Origin of the sequence: Aeromonas sp. 61P, from assembly GCF_051919545.1 — a bacterium.
Taxonomy (GTDB): domain Bacteria; phylum Pseudomonadota; class Gammaproteobacteria; order Enterobacterales; family Aeromonadaceae; genus Aeromonas; species Aeromonas veronii.
This window is the reverse complement of sequence record NZ_JBQBEL010000001.1, coordinates 312,027-326,379: the sequence shown is the minus strand read 5'-3', so window position 1 is coordinate 326,379 and position 14,353 is coordinate 312,027. Positions and strand designations below refer to the sequence as shown.

Sequence of the window (14,353 nt, the reverse complement as noted above, 5' to 3'; positions counted from 1 at the left end):
GCGTGGCAGCTCCGTTTCTCTCCGGTGGCCCTGTTGGCCGCTGGCGGCGTTGTTTTTTCATGTGCATGGCGATATGCAACGACATATCTCCAGCCTGTTATTCGGGCCAATAAAAATAATGATGACAGACTAATAAGGTATATATTGCAATGAGTGTTTCTATTGCTGAAAAGAGTAACCCTGTTTCAAAATTGAAATGGGAGAAAAGCGATTCGGTATGGACCATGGGCCTATATGCTACAGCTGTCGGTGCCGGTACGTTATTTCTCCCTATTACTGTTGGCAGTAATTCTCCGGTTATTTTGCTATTCATTTTATTGCTGGCTTTTCCGCTCTCTTATTATTCCCACCGGGCATTGAGCCGCTTTGTGCTCTCCAGCTCCCACAAGGAGGGGGATATCACCCATGTGGTGGAGGAGCACTTCGGTGCCAAGGCGGGCAAGCTGTTGATGCTGGTCTATCTGATGGCCTTCTACCCCATCATTCTGGTCTACAGCATCTCCATCACCAATGCGATCCAGAGCTTTGTAGTCCACCAGCTGGGGGATGCCGAGCTGCCGCGCGGCTTGCTGGTGCTGGGGGTGATGCTGGGTCTGCGTCTGGTGCTGCTGGCTGGCAAACAGATCGTGGTATCGGCCATCAGCGTGCTGGCGCTACCGATGGTCGCCTTTCTGATTGGCCTCTCCATCTATCTGCTGCCCCAGTGGAGCCTCTCCTATTTCAGCGAGAGTCAGGCGGTGGACTGGCGTGATCCGGCGTTCTGGAAATCCCTCTGGCTGATCGTGCCGGTGATGGTCTTCTCCTTCAGCCATGCGCCCATTATTTCTTCCTTCAGCGCGGCGCAGAAAAAGCGTTGTCAGGAGAGTGCCGACCTGCGCGCCAAGCGGATCATCAAGTGCAGCAGCATGCTGATTTGCGGCAGTGTGCTCTTTTTCGTGGTGAGCTGCGTGATGAGCCTGAGTCAGGCGGAGATGGCGCTGGCCCGCACCGACAATATCTCGGTGCTGTCGGCGCTGGCGAACAAGTTCTCCAATCCGCTGATCGCCTATGTGGGGCCACTCATCGCCATTCTGGCCATGTCCAAATCCTTCCTCGGCACCTCCATGGGGGTGAGCGAGGGGACGGTGAGCATGGTGAGTGGTGCCTGTCAGGGGCTGGGGCTCTCTCTCAGGGAGTCGACCATCGCCCGGGTGTCGTCGGTGATCCTGTTTATGGTGACCGCCGTCATCACCTATCTGAACCCCAACGTGCTCGACATCATCGAGCGCGTCAGTGGCCCGCTGATCGCGGTGATCCTGTTTCTGCTGCCGGCCTGCTCCATCTATCGCTTGCCCGCACTCAAGCGTTATCGCGGGCCGAGTACCCTTTTTGTGTTGGTGATGGGGCTGCTTGCCATCTCGGCCCTTATCTACGATCTGCTTTGACCGGGCGGTATCCCGCACAAATCAAAAAGGGCGACCATCTGGTCGCCCTTTTTCTGTGCATCGGGGTTAGCCGAGCAGGCCGCTGGCGCTTTGGCCCGCCATCAGCAAGCCGATGGCCAGCACGCTGAACCAGACCAGGGTTGCGCTTACCAGCAGATAGCCGCTGGCGACGAACAGACCGTCCCGCTGCAACATGCCGGTGGCCAGCAGCAGGATGGCCCAGGCAGGCATGGCGTTGGTGAACGGGATGGCGCCCAGGGGCAGCATCAGCAGCAGGGCGGCCAGCATGATCAGCAGGCCGTTGCAGCGGTTGACTGTGTTGCTGCCGGTCAGCACCAGCAGGCGCGGGCGGATAACGCGATCGACCCGGGCCAGCAGATCCGCCCCCTTGTGCAGGGTCGGCTTGAGCTGGTCGGCAGCGAAGCGGCGCTCCATCAGCATGGCGGGCAGCCAGGGCACCCGATTGAGGGTGATGCCGATGCCGATAAAGAGGATCAGCAGGCCAAACGGGGTGCTGACCCCGGGAATGGAGACCGGCAGCAGGAAGGGGACGGTGAGCAGCACGCAAAACAGCAGCATCCCCTGCTCGCCCACCAGTGCGAGCATCTGGCGCAGGCTGATGTGGCTCTCGTCGATGGCATGCGCGGTGGCCCGCAGGGTATCCGCGAGGGTAGTTTTGGGGTCGTTGAGTTGCGCGGAAACCATTCCCTGATGTCCTTCTGAGTGGTGATAACGGGCCCCGATGACCCGATTTGGCGCCAGCATACGTGGCAGAGGTTAACCGTCGATGAATGGTGGCTGGGGCGCGTAGCTGCGCCAGTGGTGCGGCTCGGCGGAGGTTCCGGCGAGAGGGAAATCCCGCGATGAAAGTGATCCGGTACAGCCGCCGTTTAGGATGGGCCTAGGACGCCTCTGGTATGCTTTCTGCACAATCACACAGGGAGCAGGGGATGATGATGAAGAGAGCCGGGATAGCGATGATGGGGTTGTTGCTGCCACTGGGGCCGGTCTGGAGTGCCGAGGGCGCGACCACATCCGGTTGGCAGGTGACGCCATTTTTCGGTTACAGCTCGTCCATCGACTTCGAGAAGAGTGACGAGGTGGTGCAGCCGGTGCCGGTCTCGGCCTCGCTCGATTCACTCCAGGGGCAGGGCTCCGGCAGCTGGGGCTTCTTTATCAGCAAGGAGGTGGATGACCCCGGCATGATCGAGCTGCTCTACAGCCACCAGTCCACCACCCTCTCTCCCGACCAGCCGGATCGCCTGACGGTCGATACCCTGCACTTTTCCGGTGCTTTGACCCTCTCTGACAACCTGATGGCGCCCTACATCGGCGCCGGGATCGGGGTGACCCGCTTTGCCGCCTACGACAGCGAGGTGACTCCTTCCATGTCGCTGGCGCTCGGGGTGCAACCGCGCCTCGCCGAGCATCTGGCCCTGCGGGCCGAGGTGCGCGGTTATGGCTCGCTGGTCAACGACAACAACCAGTTTCTCTGCAACCCAGAGCAGTGCGTGTTCAAGGTGCGCGGGGAGCTGGTAACCCAGTGGCAGGCCAATATCGGTCTTACCTTCCGCTTTTAGGCGAGGGGATTTTCCCTATGAAACAGGGGCCCTTGGGCCCCTGTTTCAGCAGCAATGTTTCGCCGTTATCGGCAATCAACCTGCAGATCTTCATACCTCCTTGTTAGTCGGCATCGCCCATACCGCGCAGTTTCTGCCCGCCTCCTTGGCGCCATAAAGCGCCTGATCCACCCGTTTGAACAGCGAGACTGCTGGTTCCTTGGGCTCGCGGATCCCCACTCCCAGACTGACTGTCATGGTATGGGTCGGGTCGGGGGCTATGGTGCGGGTCGCAGTGAGCAGGGTGTTGGCCAGTTGCTGCAGCTCGGCTTCGTGGGCGATGGGCAGCAGCAGGGCAAACTCTTCACCCCCGACACGGGCCGCCAGCGCACCGGGCGGGCAGTGCTGTTGCAACAGCTCGCCAAACTGCTGCAACACCCGATCCCCGATATCGTGGCCGTAGTTGTCATTGATCACCTTGAAGTGATCCAGATCCAGCAGGATGAGGGCGTGGCAAATCCCTTGTTCCAGAAACAGCTGCTGATGAAAGTAGCGCCGGTTTGGCAGCCGGGTCAGATCATCGAACAGTGCCTGTTGTCTGAGCTGGGTATTGATGTGAAAGAGATGGTGCATGGTGCTCAGGATGCCGATGCTGCTGAGCAGGATGCCGCTGGAGCGCAGCAGATCCTCGGCATAGATGGCGAGCCAGAGTGGCTGCGCCACCAGCTCATCCATGATGTCGGCGGTGGCCCCCATGATCCACAACATCAGACCGCAGGAGAGCATGCGGTAGGTATGGGTGGGCAGGTGGGCGCACTGCACCACCCAGAACAGGAACAGCATGGTGAGCCAGTTGATCACCTCGAAGCCAAAGCTGACGGCGTAAAAGCGCTCGTAAGGGAAGTGGGGCAGCAGCAACAGATGCAGGGCCATGATGGCCAGCATCACTATCCCCAGCAGCGCGATGTGGGCGCGATGCTCCCGGTCGAGATGACGGTAGTGGGAGAGGCTGATGTCGAGACGATCGAACTGCATGGTGTTCCTCGGATTGGGACTGCCATCAGGTTGCAAACAAGAGGCTGCGTAATGGCATGCCGTGGTCGGATAACAGGAAACGGCTGGTCTGTCAGTGTAAACGAGCGGACCCGCAGCGCGCGATATCGATGACGTCAGCTTGTGGGCTGGCTCAGGGTTTGCGCACTTCTGGTGCGTGAAGTATCGCCTGCCCTGTGACAGGGCGACCCTGGGCAGGTTAGCGCAGCTCATGCGCCAAATTGGTGCGTTGATGATGCGCGATCTTATTAATACCATGATTTAAAAGGATTTAAATTTATGGCCCGCTTTATGCTTTTTACATGTCAGACGGTCTCTTGCGGTCATCGGCGGCAGATGCAGTGATGAGGAAGTGGCAAGAGGCATCCCCGTGCAGGGCGCGGGTGTGATTCTGGCGGGTTGCAGCAACACCTTGCGGTTCGCCACAGATTCAATCAGGGAAACGGAGCCGGTCTTGTACCGGTACGACAGGGAAGGAGAGTGCTCTATGGTCAAAAAATGGATGATGGCGGGTCTGACGATGTTGCCTGCCTTGCTGGTTACCCCAAGTTGGGCCGAAGAGGTCGCTCAGGTACAGGCGGCGGTGGCACCGGTTGCCGCCATGACAATCAACAAGGGTGACAACACCTGGATGCTGCTCTCGGCGGCGCTGGTGATCCTGATGTCGATCCCCGGTCTGGCCCTCTTCTACGGTGGTCTGGTGCGGGCCAAAAACATGCTGAGCGTGCTGATGCAAGTCTTTACCCTGTTCTGCCTCATCTGCGTGCTCTGGGTGATCTACGGCTATTCGCTGGCCTTTACCGAAGGGGGCAATTTCTACGGCTCCTTCAGCAAGGTGCTGCTCAAGGGGGTGACCCCTGACTCCATCGCCGCCACCTTCAGCAAGGGTGTCGGGATCAGCGAGCTGATCTATGTGGTGTTCCAGGGGGCCTTTGCCGCCATCACCTGCGGCCTTATCGTGGGGGCGTTTGCCGAGCGCATCAAGTTTGCCGCCGTGCTGCTCTTCTCGGTGATCTGGTTCACCTTCGCCTATATCCCGCTGGCTCATATGGTGTGGTACTGGGCGGGTCCGGATGCCTATACCAGCGCCGAGGCTGCGGCCACAGCGACCGCCACTGCCGGTTATCTGTTCCAGCATGGTGCGCTGGACTTTGCAGGCGGCACAGTGGTGCACATCAATGCCGCCGTGGCGGGTCTGGTGGGTGCCTATCTGGTGGGCAAGCGTCTGGGCTACGGTCGTGATCCCATGACCCCCCACAGCCTGACCATGACCATGATCGGTGCCTCCCTGCTCTGGTTCGGCTGGTTCGGTTTCAACGCGGGCTCCGCGCTGGAAGCCAACGGTATCGCCGCACTCGCCTTTATCAACACCTGGGTGGCGCCGGCTGCGGCAGCTCTCTCATGGACCCTGGCCGAGTGGGTGATGAAGGGACGTCCCTCCCTGCTGGGTGCGGCATCCGGTGCGGTGTCCGGTCTGGTGGTGATCACCCCGGCAGCCGGTTTCGTCGGTGTGGGTGGTGGTCTGGTGATGGGCCTTATCAGTGGTGTGGCGGGTCTGTGGGGTGTCCACGGTCTCAAGCGCATGTTGGGGGCCGATGACAGTCTGGACGTGTTTGGCGTACACGGGGTGTGCGGTATTCTCGGCGCCCTGCTGACCGGCGTTTTTGCCAGCCCGGACCTGGGCGGTACCGGGGTGTGGGACTATGTCACCAATCAGGTTGCCGAGGGTTACTCCATCCTGACTCAGGTGAAGATCCAGGCTATCGGGGTCGGTGTTACTCTGCTCTGGTCCGGTGCCGTGGCGGCGATTGCCTTCAAGGCGGTCGACATGCTGGTGGGTCTGCGGGTGAATGGCGATGCCGAGCGGGAAGGGCTGGATGTCACCTCCCACGGCGAGAAGGCTTACAGCATGTAATCCCGAATGCCAGACAACAAAAAACCGCCGGGATCGGCGGTTTTTTTATGACTCTAAAGCCGCAAAGCCTGAGTTCACACTCTTAGTTCACGACGGCCACGTTGATGCTGCCATTGCCCTGGGTCATGCGCATGCGAGCACCCGGGGTGAAGGTGGGGCTGGCTTTCTGCACGACCACGATGGCTTCGCCGTTCTCTTTCTTGATCTCCAGCTCGACGCCGTCGACCTGATTCATCTTGTTGCCGATGGCGTTACCTGCCGCTGCACCGGCGATGGCGCCGCCTGCGGCTGCGATGTCACGTCCGGTGCCGCCACCGACTGTGCTGCCCAGCAGGCCACCGACTACGGCGCCGCCAATGGTGCCAATCAGGGAGTTCTCATCGGCCTGGATTTTCACCGGGCGGGTGGAGATGATGGTGCCGTAGCTGACGGTCTGCACCTGTTTGGCGCGGTCTTTGGTGTAAACATCGCCAGAGTAAACGTCACTGTTGGCGCATCCGGTGATGGTGGTCGCTGCCAGCAGGGCAATAAGGGTCATACGCTTCAACATGGTGGGCCTCCTGGGCTGCACGTAATTTGAACAATCCGGTTGATGAGTGAACTTTACTCCAACCCCGTCACACATGAAATCGGCAAAATGTAACCAATTATGCGTTCTGTAACCGGTTTTGTCCTTGAATCGCAGCTGTACCGGAGAGGGTTTTAACCAGCAGCAGACGGTCTTCTCCGGGGCCGAAATAGTCGGCTACTTCCGCCTGCAATGTGTAACCGAGCCGGTAGTAGAGGCGCTGGGCCGGATTGGCCGGATCGACCGTGAGCCGCAGTTCGCTGATCTGCAGCGCCTGCTGGTTGGCCTCCATCTGGCGCATCATTCGCTCGGCCAGACCAAAACCGCGTGCCTCGGGCAGTACCGCCAGCGAGAGCACCCAGCCTTGCGACCGCTCCTGACCAAATCCCCCCAGCACATACCCCACCAGCTGCCCCTCGTATTCGGCCACCAGCAACAACTCGGGCCACAAATCCATCGCCTGACGGAAGAAGAAGGCGGGATAGACATCTTCACCAAACACCTTGGCATCGATCTGCCAGATGGCGTGCATGTCATTGTGGGTGGCGGTGCGTAGCAGGGGCGGGTTGTGGTGCATCAGGACTCCATCGGCAGCAAACGGATCGGCAACGCCGCTGACCTTGGGGTCAACGGCAGAAAAGGAGCCATAGGGTAGTGGTCATCCCCTGCCGGATGCAAGGGATTGGCGGTTATGGCGGCAGGGGGCGGCTCTGGGGCAGTTTGGGCGCTTTGCGCAAGCCGTCGAGCAGGTGGCGGAGGGTGAGCCAGGGGTGGCGCAGCAACATGCGCGGGCCGCTCCACTTCATCACCTGCTGGATCTGTTTGCGCATCGCCGGTGCGTAGCAGTGGATATTGCAGTTGGCGCAGGTGGGTTTGTGGCCGTGGCCATAACGGCAGCGACGCAGGCGCTGATGGGCGAAATCCCGCAACTGGCGACAGTGGCGGCAATGGGGATCCTGATGATGGTGCTGGCAGTAGAGGCGGATCATGGCGCTGACCGTCTGCTGCTCGCGCATGAGTCTGGGATGGTCACTCGCCTTTTTGCTGGCTGCGGCGTGTGAGCCCCGGGCTGGGCTGGCATGATGACTTTTCATGGCCGCCATTCTCCTGACCTGCTCGCTTGGGGTGTTGATACAGGTCAAAAGGGGGGATAAAAAACAGGGCCCGCAGGCCCTGTGTCATCAGATGAGGCTGGTTGCCTGCTCCAGCCAGGCGAGATCCTCGCCCTCGAGCAGCGGGCTCAGGCGGCGGAACACCTCGACATGGTATTCGTTGATCCAGCGGAATTCGGCCGGGCTCAGCAGGCTGCGATCGATCAGGCGGGTATCGAACGGCACGTAGGTCAGGCGCTCGAAGCCCAGCATCGGTAGCTCGCCAACCTGTTCCAGCTCGGTCACCACCACCAGGTTTTCGCAGCGGATGCCGAAGCCATCTTCGCGGTAGTAACCCGGCTCGTTGGAGAGCACCATGCCCGGTTGCAGGGCGACCATGCTCCCTTTCGGCGCGATGCGCTGGGGCCCTTCGTGGACACTCAGGAAGTGGCCGACGCCGTGGCCGGTGCCGTGGTCATAGTTGTAACCGGCTTGCCACAGCGGCATGCGGGCCAGCACGTCGAGCTGAATACCGGCGGTGCCACGGGGAAAGCGGGCTTGATCCAGCGCGATATGGCCCTGCAGCACCCGGGTAAACATCGCTTTCTGCTCGTCGCTCACCTCACCCACCTTGATGGTGCGGGTGATGTCGGTGGTGCCATCCATATACTGGGCGCCGGAGTCCAGCAGATAAAGGCTGTCCTGACCAAACGCACGCGGGGTGCCGTTGGTGTGGTGGTAGTGGCACATGGCGGCGTTGGGGCCGAGCGCGGAGATGGTATCGAAGCTCGGCTCGACGTAGTGCTCCTGCTCGCGGCGGAACGCTTCCACCTGATCGGCCAGGGTGCCTTCATCCACCCCCTCGAACTCGCCGGAGGCGACCAGCCGATCCAGCCAGGCAAGGAAGCGGGTCATGGCCACGCCATCACGCAGGTGAGCGGCACGCATACCGGTCAGCTCGATCTCGTTCTTGCACGCTTTCGGCAACATGGTGGGGTCTTGCCCTGCCACCAGAATGGCGCCCGCCTCTTCCATGACGAGCTGGGTCCAGGCGTTGGCGCTGTCTGGATCGGCCAGCACTTTCTGCTGATCTTCACCGATGCGCTGCAGCACGTCGCCCAGCTTGTCGATGGGGTAGACGGAGACATCCTGTCCCACGTGCTGGGTGAAAGCGAAGCAGTCAATTTTGTCGGTATCGACGAAGAAATCCATGCTGGTGTTGGCGTAGAGCACCGCAAAGCCCAGCACCACCGGCAGCCGGTCGATGTCGCGGCCGCGCAGGTTGAGCAGCCAGTTGATGGGCTCGGCCTGGGTCAGCAGCACGGCATCCAGCCCGCGCTTGCGCAGGTCGGCCGCCAGCTGTTCACGTTTGGACTGGCTGGACTGGCCTGCCAACTCCTCGCTGTAGAGGATGACCGGGCTCTTGGTCGGCTCCGGGCGATCGCTCCAGTTCAGGTCGATGGGGTTCTGCTCGACGCGGATCAGCTCGATACCGCGGTCGGCCAGCACGGCCTTGGCATTCTTGTACCAGGTCAGGCTGTGCAGGCGGGCATCGAAGCCAACTCGGGAGCCTGACGGCAGCTGCTCAGCCAGCCACTGCACATGGGGATTTTCAATGAGGTGGAGGAATTCGAACAGTTCGGCGGGAGTTTGCATCCGCGCCTGCACCGTATAGCGACCATCGACAAAGAGGGCTGCCCGCTGGGCCATGATGATGGCAACGCCGGCAGAGCCGTTGAAACCGGTGATCCAGTCAAGCCGCTCGGCATAGGCGGGGATGTACTCGCCGAGGTGCTCATCATCGTGGGGGACGATAAATGCGTCCAACTCCTGCATGGCCAGCTCGGCCCTGACTTGGGCGACGCGGGTTTCAATTATCTCGAAATTATTCATGTCGTTAGTGCCAGATGGTTGCTATATGAGTGTTCAGTTTTTATGGCCGCTGGCCAGGATCCGCTTGATCGACTGACCTGCCGCTTCGATATGCTGCCTGAGCAGTACCACCGCCTCGTGCTTGCGCCGGGCGCGGCACAGTTCCAGCAATTGGGCGTGTTCACGCTCCGCCTTGTCCACCCCGTCGCTGGCAAAGAGCAGCTCGAAGCGGACATAGCGGTCACAGCTCAGATTGATCTGGGCGATCAGTTCAAGTGCCTGGGGGCGACCGGCTGCCTGATAGAGGGTGGCGTGAAAGCTGTGGTTCAACTCGGCCCAATGTTCGATCTGGGTGCCTGACTCCAGGGCGTGATCAAACTGGGCGAGGATCGCCTCCGCTTGCGCGAAGGTGGCTTCCGTCATCTTGTCGACGGCGTGAAACAGGGTATCGGCTTCCAGCAGCGCTCGCAAATAAAAGAGCTCTTCAATGGCCGAGGCGTCCAGCATGGTGACCACGGCGCCGCGATGGGCTTCGAACTTCACCAGCCCCTGCGCTTCCAGCTGCATCAGGGCTTCGCGCACCGGAATGCGGCTCACGGCCAGCTCTTTGGCTATGGCATCCTGACGCAAGGGGGCGCCAGCGGGGAACTCCCCACGGAGGATCCGGCCACGGAGGTTTTCCATCACCATCTGGGTTCGGGTCTTGTAGGGTGGGGTCATGGTCGGGTCACGATTGGGCGTTACAGAATTGTATATTGTATAAAGTTTGGCTGAATCTAACCTGTCACAATGGGCAAAGGCAAGGTTTTGGCCCCTTTAACGGGGCCGATGGCGGCGTTCGGGGCTCCACAAAAACAAAAACGCCGGTCAGCGTGGCTGACCGGCATGATGTCACTGATACGAAGCGAGCCTGTTACAGCTGCGGGCCTGCCGCAACCAGACGTTTGCCTTCGTCGTTATCGGTGAAGCGCTCGAAGTTCTTGATGAAACGCCCTGCCAGATCGACGGCCTTGGCATCCCACTCGGCCTTGTTGGCGTAAGTGTCGCGCGGGTCGAGGATCGCCGGGTTCACATCGTGCAGCGCGGTCGGGATCTCCAGATTGAAGATCGGCAGCACCTTGGTCTCGGCCTTCTCGATGGAGCCATCCAGGATGGCGTCGATGATGGCGCGGGTATCCTTGATGGAGATGCGCTTGCCGGTGCCGTTCCAGCCGGTGTTGACCAGATAGGCCTCTGCACCTGCCGCTTCCATCCGTTTCACCAGCTCCTGACCGTACTTGGTCGGGTGCAGGGAGAGGAAGGCTGCGCCGAAGCAGGAGGAGAAGGTCGGAGTCGGCTCTGTGATGCCGCGCTCGGTACCGGCCAGTTTGGCGGTGAAGCCAGACAGGAAGTGGTATTTGGTCTGCTCCTTGGTCAGTTTGGAGACCGGGGGCAGCACGCCGAAGGCGTCGGCAGTCAGGAAGATCACCTTGGTGGCGTGACCTGCCTTGGAGACCGGCTTGACGATGTTGTCGATGTGATAGATGGGGTAGGAGACGCGGGTGTTCTCGGTCTTGGAGCCATCATCGAAGTCGATGGTGCCATCTGCGGCAACAGTCACGTTCTCCAGCAGCGCATCGCGACGGATGGCGTGGTAGATGTCCGGCTCGGCCTCTTCGGAAAGCTTGATGGTCTTGGCGTAGCAGCCCCCTTCGAAGTTGAACACGCCGTGGTCATCCCAGCCGTGCTCGTCATCGCCGATCAGCTGACGCTTCGGATCGGTGGAGAGGGTGGTCTTGCCGGTGCCGGAGAGGCCGAAGAAGATGGCGACATCGCCGTCCTGACCCACGTTGGCGGAGCAGTGCATGGAGGCAATGCCGCGCAGGGGCAGGAAGTAGTTCATCATGGAGAACATGCCCTTCTTCATCTCGCCACCGTACCAGGTGCCACCGATGAGCTGCATCTTCTCGGTCATGTTGAAGGCAACAAAGTTCTCGGAGTTGAGGCCCTGCTCCTTCCAGTTCGGGTTGGTGCACTTGGCACCGTTCATCACCACGAAGTCAGGCTTGAAGGTTTTCAGCTCTTCATCGCTCGGGCGGATGAACATGTTTTTCACGAAGTGTGCCTGCCAGGCCACCTCGGTGATGATGCGCACGGCCAGGCGGGTATCCGGGTTGGCACCGCAGAAACCGTCGACCACAAACAGGCGCTTGCCGGAGAGCTGTTTGGTGACCAGCCCTTTCAGATGTGACCACACTTCCGGGGTAATGGCTTTGTTATCGTTTTTACCCTGGTCAGACCACCACACAGTATCCTGGGTAGTGGCATCTTTGACGATATATTTATCTTTCGGGGAGCGACCGGTGAAGATACCGGTGTTTACGTTGACGGCGCCCAGCTCGGTCACCACACCGCGCTCGAACCCTTCCAGGTCAGGGCGTGTCTCTTCCGCGAAAAGTTGCTCGTAAGAGGGGTTGCGAACGATTTCTTGGCTGTTTTTGATGCCGTACTGGTCCAGTCCTAATTGTTGGGCCAGGGTGGGTTCTGCCACGATTGTCATTGTATTCTCCTGGGTTCAGAGGTTGGTAGGGTTCTATCTGACGGTCATCCTATCACTTAGGTGGTAGAGTTTAGCGATCGCCATCAAACTTTATAAAATAGGGTATTTTTTTGTTATTAAAGTTAAAGGCGGGTTTTGCCCGCCTTTAATTAGTGTAACTGGTTTGCATCATTGCCGGGAGCCCTGCTGAACAGGGTTTCGACATCGATCCCATTAAATTGGTACTGGGCGCCGCAATAATCACAGTGCATGTCGATCTTGCCGAGCTCCTGCACCATCTCCATGACCTCTTCCTTTTCTATCTGCAACAGGGCCCCTTCGCAGCGCTCGCGGGAGCAGGTGCAGCGGAACTCGACCGCCTGCGGATCGAATACCCTTACCTTGTCCTGATGGTAGAGACGGTAGAGGATCTCTTCTGCCTGCAGGCCGAACAGCTCTTCATCCTTGATGGTGCTGGTGAGCTGGGTCAGGTGATCGAAATCGTTGCTGTGATCCTCGCTCTGGGCGGGCAGCTCCTGCAGCATGATGCCGGCGGCGCGCGGTTCGCCCTCGTGGTAACCAGTGCGGATCCACAGCTTGGTGGCCAGCTGTTCGGAGCGGGCAAAGTAGTGCTCCAGGCAGCCCGCCAGGGTGTCGGCATCCAGCGCGATGATGCCCTGATAGCGCTCGCCCTGCTCCGGGGTGATGGTGATGATCAGCTGGCCGTTGCCAATCAGGCTCTGCAGCTTGCCATCGCTCGGCAGCTCGCCTTCATAGCGGGCCACGCCGCGCAGCTGCTGGTTGTTGTCACCGTTGATCACGGCCAGACGCACCGGGCCATCGCCCTGCAGTTGCACCGTGATAGAGCCTTCAAACTTGAGGGTGGCGGTCAGCAGGCTGGTGGCGACCAGCAGCTCGCCCAGCAGTTTTTGCACCTGCACCGGGTAGTTCTGGGCTTCCACTACGTGGCGGTAGGTGTGATCCAGCTGGACCAGCTCGCCACGCACTTCGTACTCTTCAAACAGATAGCGATACAGCAGATCTTGGTTGCTCATCATATGTTCCTGGGTTCTTCGGTGAGGTAAATCGGGCGGGCTGGGGTTGAGGCCAGCCCGGTATCAAATCGGGGTCGGTCAGTACTGTTTGACCTTGAGCAACTGGCGTCGCTCCTGCTTGTCGGGGCGGCGCTCGGGGCTGGGGGCAAACTGGCTGTTGAAGCGGCGCGCCTCGCTGTTCGCGGCCCGTTTTTTCAGGCTCTCGGCGGTCTCTTCATAGAGTTGCTGGGCCAGCGGTGCCGATTTGCGCTGCTCGCTCAAGGCCAGCACCCGCACTTCGCGTTCGTCCTGCCCCTGCCAGAAGCGGATCAGTGCACCCACTTCCACCTGTTTGCCCGGTTTGCTGCGCTGACCATTGTAGTGCACCTTGCCCCCGTCTATCTGATCCCGCGCAATGGAGCGGGTCTTGTAGAAACGGGCCGCCCACAACCACTTGTCGAGACGAACCTCGAGGGCACTTTCTGCATGATTGGGCATGAACAGGCTCCATAACGGGGAAAAGAGGTGGTCGATTATACCAGAGCACGGGGTCGGGATAGAAACCGGGCAGCCGCCGCGCGGGGCGCAAACCATGTCAAGGTGATGCAACATATGGGCAGTTTGCTGATTCACAAGGGAAAGCCGCTGCTTTATCGGGTATCCATGGGGGCTGGGAAGGGCCTTCATACCGCGCATATAAAGCTGCCGCCCCGGTTGGGGGCGGCAGCGTTCACATCCGTTGACCATGTCAGAGTCAGAAGTGATCGTGCTGATCCGGCTTCTTCTGGTCGTGGGGGCCTTCGCTGTGGGTGATGGCGGTGCGGATGAGATCAACCCCGGCACGGATAATCAGCACCCCCATGTTGACCAGCTTGACGCAGACCCACATGAAGGTGATGAGCAGGATCAGCTTGAGCACGGTCTGGAAGGCTTCCAGGAAATTCTGCTCCAGCTGGGCGGTCAGGCCGTTGGCGCTGGTCATCAGCCAGGTGTAGACCTCGCGCACGAACGGGATGCGGCTTGGCATCTCCAGTACATCCAGTGCGGCAGGGAGCGCCTGGAAGATGACGATGCTGCCGAACAGGATCAAAATGACACCGATGGCGATGCCGAGGAAAAAGCCGAACTGTCTCATGGAGGGCTCCAGCGTTTGCTGCATGAAATTGAAGATAGCCGCCAATAGTAGGGAGTGCCCTGCTTCATCGCAATCTTCCGTGCACCGCCTGCGCGGCGGGAACGGCGGCGATCTGGCCGCTACCGTTGCCCAACTATCTGATTTCTGGGAGGCTTGTCGCCATTGTGCATAGGGAAAGCAAATT

General features: G+C 60.0%; 14 protein-coding genes. 3 read left to right on the top strand and 11 right to left on the bottom strand.

Annotated elements, in window-relative coordinates; translation table 11 throughout:
* The first annotated feature begins 149 nt into the window (after positions 1-149).
* Positions 150-1,424, top strand: coding sequence for an amino acid permease (locus ACTG2O_RS01595; protein ID WP_439975259.1), 1,275 nt, complete (start codon positions 150-152; stop codon positions 1,422-1,424).
* A gap of 66 nt (positions 1,425-1,490) precedes the next feature.
* Here the strand turns inward: ACTG2O_RS01595 and ACTG2O_RS01590 are convergent, their stop codons facing one another.
* A complete protein-coding gene (locus ACTG2O_RS01590) occupies positions 1,491-2,129 on the bottom strand; it encodes an exopolysaccharide biosynthesis protein (protein ID WP_439975258.1) in 639 nt (212 codons plus the stop codon).
* A gap of 251 nt (positions 2,130-2,380) precedes the next feature.
* On the opposite strand from ACTG2O_RS01590, the gene ACTG2O_RS01585 reads away from it, so the two are divergent.
* Positions 2,381-3,004, top strand: coding sequence for an outer membrane beta-barrel protein (locus tag ACTG2O_RS01585; protein WP_439976643.1), 624 nt, complete (start codon positions 2,381-2,383; stop codon positions 3,002-3,004).
* Positions 3,005-3,094: 90 nt separating this feature from the next.
* On the opposite strand, the gene ACTG2O_RS01580 is transcribed toward ACTG2O_RS01585, so the two are convergent.
* Complete coding sequence (locus tag ACTG2O_RS01580; RefSeq protein ID WP_019445172.1) at positions 3,095-4,018, bottom strand: GGDEF domain-containing protein; 924 nt, start codon at positions 4,016-4,018, stop codon at positions 3,095-3,097.
* Between the two features lie 505 nt (positions 4,019-4,523).
* On the opposite strand from ACTG2O_RS01580, the gene amt reads away from it, so the two are divergent.
* Positions 4,524-5,951: an ammonium transporter gene (amt, locus tag ACTG2O_RS01575; RefSeq protein ID WP_005342989.1), complete on the top strand. Its 1,428-nt coding sequence runs from the start codon at positions 4,524-4,526 to the stop codon at positions 5,949-5,951.
* 82 nt (positions 5,952-6,033) lie between these two features.
* Here the strand turns inward: amt and ACTG2O_RS01570 are convergent, their stop codons facing one another.
* From ACTG2O_RS01570 to ACTG2O_RS01530, 9 genes are all read right to left on the bottom strand, one after another.
* Positions 6,034-6,501, bottom strand: a complete 468-nt coding sequence (locus tag ACTG2O_RS01570; RefSeq protein ID WP_439975257.1) for a glycine zipper 2TM domain-containing protein — start codon at positions 6,499-6,501, stop codon at positions 6,034-6,036.
* Between the two features lie 97 nt (positions 6,502-6,598).
* On the bottom strand, positions 6,599-7,096 hold the full coding sequence (locus ACTG2O_RS01565; RefSeq protein ID WP_005340127.1) for a GNAT family N-acetyltransferase: 498 nt from the start codon (positions 7,094-7,096) through the stop codon (positions 6,599-6,601).
* Positions 7,097-7,208: 112 nt separating this feature from the next.
* The gene (locus ACTG2O_RS01560; protein ID WP_005356534.1) at positions 7,209-7,613 is read right to left on the bottom strand and encodes a nitrous oxide-stimulated promoter family protein; all 405 of its coding nucleotides are present in this window, start codon (positions 7,611-7,613) and stop codon (positions 7,209-7,211) included.
* 87 nt (positions 7,614-7,700) lie between these two features.
* Positions 7,701-9,503: an aminopeptidase P family protein gene (locus ACTG2O_RS01555; protein WP_005355029.1), complete on the bottom strand. Its 1,803-nt coding sequence runs from the start codon at positions 9,501-9,503 to the stop codon at positions 7,701-7,703.
* A gap of 33 nt (positions 9,504-9,536) precedes the next feature.
* Positions 9,537-10,202, bottom strand: a complete 666-nt coding sequence (locus tag ACTG2O_RS01550) for a GntR family transcriptional regulator (RefSeq protein WP_005340138.1) — start codon at positions 10,200-10,202, stop codon at positions 9,537-9,539.
* A gap of 193 nt (positions 10,203-10,395) precedes the next feature.
* On the bottom strand, positions 10,396-12,021 hold the full coding sequence (gene pckA / locus ACTG2O_RS01545) for a phosphoenolpyruvate carboxykinase (ATP) (protein WP_439975256.1): 1,626 nt from the start codon (positions 12,019-12,021) through the stop codon (positions 10,396-10,398).
* A 149-nt stretch (positions 12,022-12,170) separates the two neighbouring features.
* Positions 12,171-13,055, bottom strand: coding sequence for an Hsp33 family molecular chaperone HslO (hslO, locus tag ACTG2O_RS01540; RefSeq protein WP_019445177.1), 885 nt, complete (start codon positions 13,053-13,055; stop codon positions 12,171-12,173).
* Positions 13,056-13,133: 78 nt separating this feature from the next.
* On the bottom strand, positions 13,134-13,532 hold the full coding sequence (gene hslR / locus ACTG2O_RS01535) for a ribosome-associated heat shock protein Hsp15 (RefSeq protein WP_439975255.1): 399 nt from the start codon (positions 13,530-13,532) through the stop codon (positions 13,134-13,136).
* Positions 13,533-13,788: 256 nt separating this feature from the next.
* Entirely contained in the window at positions 13,789-14,169 is a 381-nt protein-coding gene (locus tag ACTG2O_RS01530) for a hypothetical protein (RefSeq protein WP_439975254.1), read from the bottom strand.
* Positions 14,170-14,353 lie beyond the last annotated feature (184 nt).

Bases quoted from the DNA above. Each gene is read 5' to 3' on its own strand.
- ACTG2O_RS01595 (WP_439975259.1), top strand. From the start codon at position 150: ATGAGTGTTTCTATTGCTGAAAAGAGTAACCCTGTTTCAAAATTGAAA.
- ACTG2O_RS01590 (WP_439975258.1), bottom strand. From the start codon at position 2,129: ATGGTTTCCGCGCAACTCAACGACCCCAAAACTACCCTCGCGGATACC.
- ACTG2O_RS01585 (WP_439976643.1), top strand. From the start codon at position 2,381: ATGAAGAGAGCCGGGATAGCGATGATGGGGTTGTTGCTGCCACTGGGG.
- ACTG2O_RS01580 (WP_019445172.1), bottom strand. From the start codon at position 4,018: ATGCAGTTCGATCGTCTCGACATCAGCCTCTCCCACTACCGTCATCTC.
- amt (WP_005342989.1), top strand. From the start codon at position 4,524: ATGGTCAAAAAATGGATGATGGCGGGTCTGACGATGTTGCCTGCCTTG.
- ACTG2O_RS01570 (WP_439975257.1), bottom strand. From the start codon at position 6,501: ATGTTGAAGCGTATGACCCTTATTGCCCTGCTGGCAGCGACCACCATC.
- ACTG2O_RS01565 (WP_005340127.1), bottom strand. From the start codon at position 7,096: ATGCACCACAACCCGCCCCTGCTACGCACCGCCACCCACAATGACATG.
- ACTG2O_RS01560 (WP_005356534.1), bottom strand. From the start codon at position 7,613: ATGAAAAGTCATCATGCCAGCCCAGCCCGGGGCTCACACGCCGCAGCC.
- ACTG2O_RS01555 (WP_005355029.1), bottom strand. From the start codon at position 9,503: ATGAATAATTTCGAGATAATTGAAACCCGCGTCGCCCAAGTCAGGGCC.
- ACTG2O_RS01550 (WP_005340138.1), bottom strand. From the start codon at position 10,202: ATGACCCCACCCTACAAGACCCGAACCCAGATGGTGATGGAAAACCTC.
- pckA (WP_439975256.1), bottom strand. From the start codon at position 12,021: ATGACAATCGTGGCAGAACCCACCCTGGCCCAACAATTAGGACTGGAC.
- hslO (WP_019445177.1), bottom strand. From the start codon at position 13,055: ATGAGCAACCAAGATCTGCTGTATCGCTATCTGTTTGAAGAGTACGAA.
- hslR (WP_439975255.1), bottom strand. From the start codon at position 13,532: ATGCCCAATCATGCAGAAAGTGCCCTCGAGGTTCGTCTCGACAAGTGG.
- ACTG2O_RS01530 (WP_439975254.1), bottom strand. From the start codon at position 14,169: ATGAGACAGTTCGGCTTTTTCCTCGGCATCGCCATCGGTGTCATTTTG.